Origin of the sequence: Sphaerimonospora mesophila (assembly GCF_001417795.1) — a bacterium.
Classification (GTDB): Bacteria; Actinomycetota; Actinomycetes; order Streptosporangiales; family Streptosporangiaceae; genus Sphaerimonospora; species Sphaerimonospora mesophila.
The window spans coordinates 148,305-157,009 of record NZ_BCBX01000047.1 but is presented as its reverse complement, the minus strand read 5'-3'; the positions used below and the strand labels follow the sequence as shown (position 1 = coordinate 157,009).

7 protein-coding genes are annotated in these 8,705 nt (G+C 69.5%); 2 read left to right on the top strand and 5 right to left on the bottom strand.

Annotated elements, in window-relative coordinates; translation table 11 throughout:
* The first annotated feature begins 978 nt into the window (after positions 1 to 978).
* Positions 979 to 1,359, top strand: coding sequence for a cell division protein SepF (locus AP234_RS28085; protein ID WP_055482744.1), 381 nt, complete (start codon positions 979 to 981; stop codon positions 1,357 to 1,359).
* 301 nt (positions 1,360 to 1,660) lie between these two features.
* Here the strand turns inward: AP234_RS28085 and AP234_RS38920 are convergent, their stop codons facing one another.
* The 4 genes from AP234_RS38920 to AP234_RS28065 all read right to left on the bottom strand — a co-directional run bounded on the left by AP234_RS38920 (position 1,661) and on the right by AP234_RS28065 (position 6,964).
* Positions 1,661 to 3,352 carry a hypothetical protein gene (locus tag AP234_RS38920; RefSeq protein ID WP_235558418.1) on the bottom strand — a complete coding sequence of 564 codons (1,692 nt, stop codon included), beginning with the start codon at positions 3,350 to 3,352 and terminating at the stop codon, positions 1,661 to 1,663.
* A 103-nt stretch (positions 3,353 to 3,455) separates the two neighbouring features.
* The gene (argS, locus tag AP234_RS28075) at positions 3,456 to 5,180 is read right to left on the bottom strand and encodes an arginine--tRNA ligase (RefSeq protein WP_055482743.1); all 1,725 of its coding nucleotides are present in this window, start codon (positions 5,178 to 5,180) and stop codon (positions 3,456 to 3,458) included.
* A gap of 104 nt (positions 5,181 to 5,284) precedes the next feature.
* A complete protein-coding gene (gene plsX / locus AP234_RS28070) occupies positions 5,285 to 6,313 on the bottom strand; it encodes a phosphate acyltransferase PlsX (RefSeq protein ID WP_055482742.1) in 1,029 nt (342 codons plus the stop codon).
* A 78-nt stretch (positions 6,314 to 6,391) separates the two neighbouring features.
* Positions 6,392 to 6,964 carry a DUF1707 SHOCT-like domain-containing protein gene (locus tag AP234_RS28065; RefSeq protein WP_055482741.1) on the bottom strand — a complete coding sequence of 191 codons (573 nt, stop codon included), beginning with the start codon at positions 6,962 to 6,964 and terminating at the stop codon, positions 6,392 to 6,394.
* 421 nt (positions 6,965 to 7,385) lie between these two features.
* Here AP234_RS28065 and AP234_RS28060 point away from each other — a divergent pair, with 421 nt between their 5' ends.
* Entirely contained in the window at positions 7,386 to 8,435 is a 1,050-nt protein-coding gene (locus AP234_RS28060; RefSeq protein WP_055482740.1) for a hypothetical protein, read from the top strand.
* A gap of 69 nt (positions 8,436 to 8,504) precedes the next feature.
* Here AP234_RS28060 and AP234_RS37695 read toward each other — a convergent pair whose 3' ends face one another.
* Positions 8,505 to 8,666 (bottom strand): hypothetical protein, encoded by a 162-nt coding sequence (locus tag AP234_RS37695; protein ID WP_162842220.1) that lies wholly within the window; start codon positions 8,664 to 8,666, stop codon positions 8,505 to 8,507.
* Between the last annotated feature and the right edge of the window lie 39 nt (positions 8,667 to 8,705).

Below are 8,705 nucleotides of genomic sequence, written 5' to 3'. Positions count from 1 at the left end.
TTGTTGGTGTGGGCCGCCCCTGGTTGGGGTGGCCCACACGCATTTCCGGGCTATGTTTTGTGGGCTGCCCCCTTTTTTTGGGGGTGGCGTGTTTGTGTTTGTGGGCTTGGACGCGTTTCCGGGCTGTGTGGTGTTGGGGGGTGTGGTCGCGCCTCCCTTTTTTTGTTTGTGCCCGGGGGATCCCGGGGTGGGGAGGCTGTGGGGCCTCCCCTTTTTTTGTTGTGGGGGGTTGTGGCGGGTCGTGGGGTGTTGGCTGGGGGTGGCTGTGCTGTGGGCGCGTCCGTGTGGGTGGGGGCGGGTGGGTGCTCCGGCCGGCTTGAGACCGTGCCCGAGACCACCGCGCCCGGGGAGGCCGGAGGCCTCTGTCGCCAGAGCGCGACTGTCACGGCCGGCCGGAGCAGCTGCCCGTCCCTGCCCGCACTGTTGTGGCACCAGACCCCGGCCACCCCACCACAAAACCCGCCAACCCGGCACCCCACCACATCAGTCCAACCCCAGCCGCCCCAGACACCCCACCCACCCAGCCCATTTGACGGCCGCTGGGCTGGCACAATGCCCGTCGGCTAGCGACTGATGGCGCATCAGCTGACGGTGCCGACGGGCAGAAGCTGAGGCCAGTGAGGCCAGCGAGAGTGAGGCCGGCGAGACCGCGGCGGCTCAGCGCACTCCCGCACAACCTCGCTCAGGACTTCGTTCAGGGCAGTGGTGGACGGTGGGTCGACGGCGCGTTCTGATCGTTCCGGGATTCTCGGGCGCCGATATCTGTTTGCACGGACCTGCTCAGGGCAGCGAGCATGGAGTTAGAGTGGAACGGTACGAGGATCGACCAACGGAAGATGAAGTTACTGGACCTCCACATTATCGAACCAAAAACAATTAAATGCTCGGGCGTGTCGGTAGGGCATCGCTGAGGTGTCGATTACGGTCCCTTGTATCGGGACGAACCCGGAAGAGGACAAGTCGGAAAAGGACGAGCCGATGGGGGCAGTGCGCAAGGTGGCAAGCTACCTTGGCCTGGGTGCAGCGGATCAGTACGACGAGGCTTACGGCGACGAGGACTACGCGGATGACTGGATGCCGGCCGCAGAGCGGGCGGCCAAGCGGTGGCAGCCTGCCACGGAGGCCGCGAAGATCGTGATGGTCCGTCCGCGGAAGTACGACGACGCGCTGACCCTTGGTCGGCATTTCCGGGAGGGTCATGCTGTCGTGATGGACGTGGCGGGAATGTCCACGGCGGAGGCTACCCGGATGGTGGATTTCGCGGCTGGACTCGCTTATGGGTGTGAGGGTCGCATCGAGCGAATCGCGGACAAGGTTTTCCTGATCACGCCGGCGAATGTAGAGGTTTCCACTGCTTGATCAAATGAATTCCGCAATCGATTCACCGGCCGCTGATCCGAGAATATAGGGTTTATGTCCCGAACGGTCTCGGCCGGGAGTCGCGGAGTTCTGACGAGTATGGCGTGTTCTGATCCTTTTCAACGTGTTTCCACGTCTTTCCGGCGTACTGCCGTGCCTCTGGGTCGTCCCCGTATCGCCTCTGCAGGGTGTCCGCATCGTCGCCGGCAGAGCAGCGTGATTACGCACCGGTTCCCGGTCTGCCCGGTCTGCCTGCTCTGCCTGGTCTTCAGGTCTTATCGGGCCACCGATCGATGGTCGGCTACGCGGCGCGGGGGCCGCGGCGGAGCAGTCGTGTCAGTTCGGCCAGGTCCTCGGTGGCGGCCTCGGCCCGTGCCTCTGCCTCTCTGGCGTACTCGTGCAGTGCCCACACGGCCTTTTCGGCGAGTTCGGACAGTTCCCGCGCCCGTGCTTGGACGTTCTGGAGTTCGGCCTGTTCTCGCCGGCGATCGCGCCAGACCAGATATCCCCCGTAGGCGCCCGAGGCCAGGCCCAGGCCTGCGAGGGTCCAGCCCGATGTGGCCCAGTCCCAGGGGGCTCGACCCAGGAGAGAGCCGTCTCCCAGGGTCTGGAGCAGTGCGAGGGCGGATCCGGTCACGAACGCCATGACCGCCAGGCTCAGCAGGAGGTATCCGGGCCAGGGGTGAGAGCGCCGGGGAACGGATTCGGTCACGATGCGATGTTCGGCGGTGGCCAGGGATTCCTGGTCGGGCCCTTCTGGGCGGAGTTTCACCTCGTATCCGAGGATCGGCACGGTCATGGTGTCCGGAGGGGGCTTGCGTACCACTTCGATGAGGGTTTCGGCCGCGGCCTTCACTGCGGGTGCCGCCAGATAGATCGCGAGCGCAGCCATGTGCGGGTCGCCGCCTGGCCGTACGTCATGGAGCAGGTGACCGGTGAGTGAACTCATCGGGCCTTGGGGTTCGCCCTGGCCGATCAGCGAGCGGAGCACGGCGAGGGGTTCGTCTTCGGCCCAGATCATGCCGCTGACGACCTTGGTCACCTCGACCGCGCCTCCGCTCTCGCTTCGTCGCGGAGCGGAGGTGATCTCCGCGCACCGTTCCCGCAGCCGTCGCAGCCGGGTCGCCGCGTTGATCGCCGTCGCGATCTCCGGTACGTTCGCCAGCTCGGGGAAGTCCCGGAGCGACGGCGGCACCGTCACCGGTCCGTCCTGGCCTTCCTCACCAGCCGATGCACTCGCCTGCCGGGAATCCGAAGCACCGGTTCCACTCGTCTGCCCGGCATCTGAAGCACCGGTTCCACTCGTCTGCGGGGAATCCGAAGCGCCGGTTTCCCCGGCGGCCGGGCCGCCGTCGGGCGCCGTCGTACTTTCCGGGCCGTCCGATGTCGTACCCAGGGCCGCGAGCCATCGCTCGTCCTCGGCCGGTACGGCCACCGCATCGAGCTTGCGCAGCACGAATATCTTGCCCACCGGACCGTAGGCGCCGCGCGCCGCGGCGAGCCACAGGGCTCGCTGGCCGTGGGTCACCGGGCGCTCGGCGGACAGTTCGCCGAAGGCGGTGCCGAGCCAGGAAGCGTGGATCCGGTCGCCCTGGCCGCATACGGCGAGGGCGAGACACAGGAAGAGCGTCGTGCGCCGAGCGTCGAGCCGGGTGGCGAGGGCCAGGGGCTCCAGGGCGTCCTTCCCGGACATGAGGAGCACGAGGGCCTCGATGGCGGGTGCCAGCCAGTAGTCGGGGACATCGGTGACGCCGGGTGGGAGGGCGGGGGCGTTGCCGTCGGCCGCCAGGTGGACGAGGAGGGCCTGGGCGTAGCGGTGGAGTTCCGCCGTGCCGGCCGGGTTCGTGCGGCTGCCTGGTTCTCCCGGGTTCCCGTCGTCCTCGTGGCTTCCGAAATCACTTCCGAAATCACTTCCGGGGTCCTCGGGGCTCCCGAGGCCCGCGGGTGTCCCGAGGCTCTCCGGGTTCCCGGTCTCGAGGTTGGTCAGGTCCATGCTCACGCGAAACGCTCCCCGAGGGATTGGCAGGCACTCCCTTGACCGCGCCAGATTAGACTCCTGACGCGGTAAGGGCGGACAAGACGCGCCGATCGGCGCTTCACATGCGCTCGGGAACCTCGATGCCGAGCAGATGGAGCCCCTGCAGCAGGACGCGGAGCGTCAGCGCGGACAGCGCGAGCCGCGACTGCCGCATCTCCTCGTCCTCGGCCTTGAGCACCGGGCATCCCTCATAGAACGTGGTGAACGCCTGAGCGAGGTCGAACAGGTAGTTGCACAGACGGTGCGGCTCCGACAGCTCGGCCACCGATTCCACGATGGACCCGAAACCGAGGAGCTGCAGGGCGAGCGCACGCTCGGCCGGATGGCCCAGCGTGATCGGTCCGGTCGCCTCCGCCGGGTCGTAGGAACCGGTGCGGAAGATGGAGCGGATGCGGGCGGTGGCGTACTGCAGGTACGGCCCGGTGTTGCCGGTCAGCGCGAGCATCCGGTCGAAGTCGAAGACGTACTCGCTGTCGTGGCTGACCGACAGGTCGGCGTACTTCACCGCGCCCATGCCGACCTGGCGGGCGATCTGCCGGCGCACCGCCGGGTCGTACGCCCGTTCGGCGATGACGGCCTCGGCCCGGACGACGGCCTCCTCCAGCAACTCGGTCAGCTTGATCGACTTTCCGCTGCGTGTCTTGAACATCTTGCCGTCGCTGCCGAGCACGCTGCCGATCTGGATGTGCTCGGCGCTGACGTCGTCGTGCAGCCAGCCGGCCATGCGGGCGGCCGCGAAGACCATCTGGAAATGCAGCGACTGGGTGGCGCCGACCACATAGAGGATGCGGTCGGCCTTGAGGTCCCGGATCCGGTAGCGGATCGCGGCGAGGTCCGTCGTGGCGTAGCCGTACCCGCCGTCGCTCTTGCGCACGATGAGCGGCAGCGGCGTGTCGTCGCGTCCGGTGAAGCCGGGCGGGAACACGCAGAGCGCACCCTCGCTGATCTCCGCGACTCCCCCGTGGAGGAGCTCCTCGCAGACGTCGGCGAGCATCGGGTTGTACATGCTCTCGCCGGCGATGTCGTCGTCGGTGAGGGTGACGCCGAGCATCGCGTACACGTGGTTGAAGTACTGCTTGGTGTACTCGATGAACTCGTGCCAGAGCCGCAGGGTCTCCGGATCGCCGCCCTGGAGCAGCGGCACCCGGCGCCGGGAACGTTCCTGGAACTCGGGGTCGCTGTCGAACTTGAGCCGCGCCTCCTGGTAGTAGGCGTTGCCGTCGCCCGCGGCCAGCCGCCGCAGCGACTCCTCCTCGCCGATGTCGAGCAGGTGCTCGATGAGCATGCCGAACTGCGTGCCCCAGTCGCCGAGGTGGTTCTGCCGGATCACCCGGTTGCCGATGTGTTCGTGCGTACGGGCGAGCGTGTCGCCGACGATGGTCGTGCGCAGGTGCCCGACGTGCATCTCCTTGGCGGCGTTCGGCGCCGAGTAGTCGATCACGACGGTCTTGGGCGGCGCGGCCTGAGCCACGCCCAGCCGCTCGTCGCGCAACCGCCGTACGGCCTGCTCGGCGATCCAGCCGTCGCCGAGGGTGAGGTTGAGGAACCCCGGACCGCTGATCTCGGCGGTGATGTCGGTCGTGTCGAGGGCGTCGAGCAGTGCCTGGGCGACCTCCCGCGGGGTACGTCGGAGCCGCTTGGCCAGGCTGAGCGCTACGTTCGCCTGGTAGTCGGCGAACTGAGAGGGCCTGATCAGCGGATCTTCGGTGGCGTACTCCGTCCCGAAGGCGGTGCCCAGCGCCTGCTGGACCCGCTCGGCGAGCACGAACTGCGGGTCGGTCATGCACAAAGCTTATCGGCGCGCAAGGTCCGCCCTCACCGCTTGACAGTCCGCCTACCAGCGCCGACCATCCGGGGGCGGCTGTCAGAGGGGGCCGCCCGTGACCTCTACCAGAGGCGATGCGGTTTCGGCGCGGACGCGATGCGCTCGCCGATCCGCGACACGATGCCCTGGGTCGCCAGCCTGGCGGCGAGTTCGCAGGCGGCCGCGATGCCCCTGGCCCTGGACGAGCCGTGCGCGATCACCACGGTCCCGTTCAGGCCGAGGAGTACGGCGCCGCCCTGCGACTCGGGGTCGAGCCTGCTGCTGAGTTCGCGCAGGCGCGACCGTTGCAGCAGCCCCCCGATGCGGGCCAGGCGGCTCTCCTCGATGGTCTCCCTGAGCTGGCCGAAGGCGTAGCGGACGCTGCCCTCCATGGTCTTCAGCGCGACGTTGCCGGTGAAGCCGTCGGTGACGATGACGTCGACCTTCCCGGTCAGCAGGTCGTGGCCTTCGATGTTGCCGGTGAAGTCGATGCCGGGTGCGGCCGTGAGCAGCTCGTGGGCGCGTCGGGCGAGTTTGTTGCCCTTCTCCGACTCCTCGCCGATGGTGAGCAGGCCGACGCGGGGGTCTTTCAGGCCGAGCCCGGCCTCGCCGTACGCCACGCCGAGGTGGGCGAACTGCACCAGCATCTCCGGTTTGGCGTCGGCGGTGGCGCCGGCGTCGAGCAGTACGGTCGGTCCGGGCCGGGTCGGCAGGACCACGGCGATCGCGGGCCGTACGACTCCGGGCTGGCCACGCAGGCGCAGCCGTCCGGTGGCGACCACTCCGGCGGTCGACCCGGCGGACACGACGGCGGCGGCGTCACCGCGCCGGACGAGATGACAGGCGACGGCGATGCTGGAGCGGGGACGGCGCAGGGTGGCGAGGGCGCCCTCGTCCATCGTTAGCGCCTCCTCCGCCCGGACGATGGGGATGTCGGCGATCGCGTCGTGCTCGGCCAGGGCTCGGTGAAGCTCATGCGGCCGGCCCACGAGCACGACCTGGACGCCGCGTTCCCGCACGGCCTGTACGGCTCCCGCCACGATCTCGCCGGGCGCGTGGTCGCCTCCCATCGCGTCGAGGGCGATGAGCGGTCCGCGGCCTCCAGCCTGCATGGCCGCATCTTAGGCGCTGCTCGGCGGGGTCGCGCCTGTCGCAAGCGGCGGCCACGGCACAAGGCGCGGATCAGAGCGTTAGAGGTGCTGCCCGCGATAGACCACGATCTTGCCGAAGCGCGCCTGCCCGGTGACGCGGATGAGCGGGCCGTCTCCCTGCCCTCCACCGGTCACCGACCGCTTGGAGAACAGCGCACTGCCCTCGTCGACGACGCGGGCGCCCGGCGGGACCGCCACGATGACCTTGCCGCAGAACGAGTTGAGCTCCAGCGTGACCTCGCGGCCGGGTAGGACGGCGTCGCTCAGGTCCACGATCAGCGCGCCGAAGACGGAGCGGAGCTCGGTGTGGCGCCCGGCCACCCAGCGTCCTCTTCGGATCACCTTGCTGAAGACCGCGGCGACCCGGTGGGTCTCCGTGCCAGGGGAGGGGGAGGCCGGTGTGCGTGCCGCCTCGGGAAGGTCCTTGACCAGGGGCAGGAGATCGCCGAGGGTGACGGCGGAGTAGGTGGCGTCGAGCCGGTCCGCGTGCTCGGCGCTGGTCAGGCGACCGGTGGCGAGCGCCTCGCCGAGAACGGCCGCGATCCGGTCGCGGTCCGCGTCGGAGGCGCGGTGCTCGGGGTCGTCACCGAAGAACGGGGTGAGGGTGGTCACGGCTTCAAGCCTAGCGACAAACGCGATATGTCGCGATATCTGAGAGGTGTGATCCTGCGGCAGCGGTCCGTACGGAACCCTCCTTCGGCGCGGCCCATATCAGGGCGATCGCCCCCTCGCCGCGCGCGTTGCCAAAGCCACCGGAAAGAATGGTTGCCCGGCACCGTGCACGCTTTTACCGTGCCTTTTTCACGGCTCGGAACGGGCCTGACCCCGGGATGGTCGATGGTCCTCTCATGTCCGGACTTGACCATCGGTCAGCTGGCCTGATGCCCGGCATGACCCGGCCCTGCGCCATGCCGAGAGGTGATAGAAATGCCGTCGTCTTTGTCGGCGCGTTCGCCGACCACGGGGGTTCTTGGGTTCGTCATTCCCACTCTCGTGAAACGGAATATGAACCGGGGGCAAGTTAATGAAACGAGTGGTTAGAACAGCCGTCGTCGCCGTAGCGATCGGTCTCGCCGGCGTGTTCGCGGCGCCCGCTCAGGCGGCGACGCCCGCCCACACGGCGGCGCCTGCCCAGGGCAACGCCGACGCCCGGCTCGCAGCCGTCTCCAAGCTGCTGTCCGACCTGGACTGCGACGACCCGGCCGCCGTCGCGGGCGCCACGGCCCGTACGGCCGATGCCGCCGCCCCGATCGCCGTGGACGCGGGGGCCGCCGTGACCGCCGCGGTGGACCTGACCGCCACCGTGCGGGCCGACCTCATCGCCGTGGTGGACCTCGCCGCCACCACCACCGACGAGCTTCCCGCAGCAGCGAACGCCCGTCTCGCCGAGGCGGCCGCCCTGGCGGCCGATGTCGTGGCCGACGCCAGGGCCAGGATCAGCGCCGAAGTCGTCGCCGCGCTCCGGGCTCGCCTCGTCGCGGTCCTCGACGCGGCGGTCGCCGTGGGTGCCGACGTCGGCGCCGACGCGGCCGCGGTCGTCGCGGCCAAGGCGGACACCGCGAACGCCGCCGTCAGCGGGGCCGACGAGCAGGCCGGCGCCGTCGCGGGCGCCACGGCGCGTAAGGCGGACGCCGCCGTCGCGGGTGCCACGGCCCGTACGGCCGATGTCGCCGCTCCGGTCGTCGCGAACGTGGGGGCCGCCGTGACCGCCGCGCTCGACCTCGATGTGGCGGCCGACCTGGCCGCTGCCGTCGACCTGAGGGGTGTGGTCGCGGCGACGGGGAACAGCGCGGGCGGCCTGCTCGCCGGGGTTCCGGCCACGACCACGGCGGCCGCCTCCGCTGTGGGGTCGACGGCCGCGCGTACGGCCGAAACGGCCAACGCGAACGTGACCGGCGCGGCCCGCACGGTGAACACGACCGCCGCCGCGGCCGACGCCGCCCCCGGCGCGCTGACCGCCGCGGTCGGCCTGACGGCCACGGCCGCCGCCGTCGTGAACACCCAGCCCTACTCCGCCGCGTCGACCGCTCCCTCGGTCGTCACCAACGCCGTGGCGCGACAGGCGGACGAGCCCTGCGAGTAGAGCCGACCTTTCGAACATGAAGGCCGGCGCCCCTGGTGGGACGCCGGCCTTTCGCCGCGGATGGTGAGACTAGTTGCTGGAGTAGCGGACGTGGGTGCGTCGAGCGATCTGCGCCTGTAGTCGGGCCATCTGCCAGTGCAGCTCGATGAGCTGCTCGGTGAGCGCCGCCAACGGAAGCTCCGCGGGATCTTCGTCGGCCAGGTTGTCGATCGCCGTCGCCAGCTCGCTCATCCCACCCCTCCCCTACATCGAATCTCCGTTCGAATGATA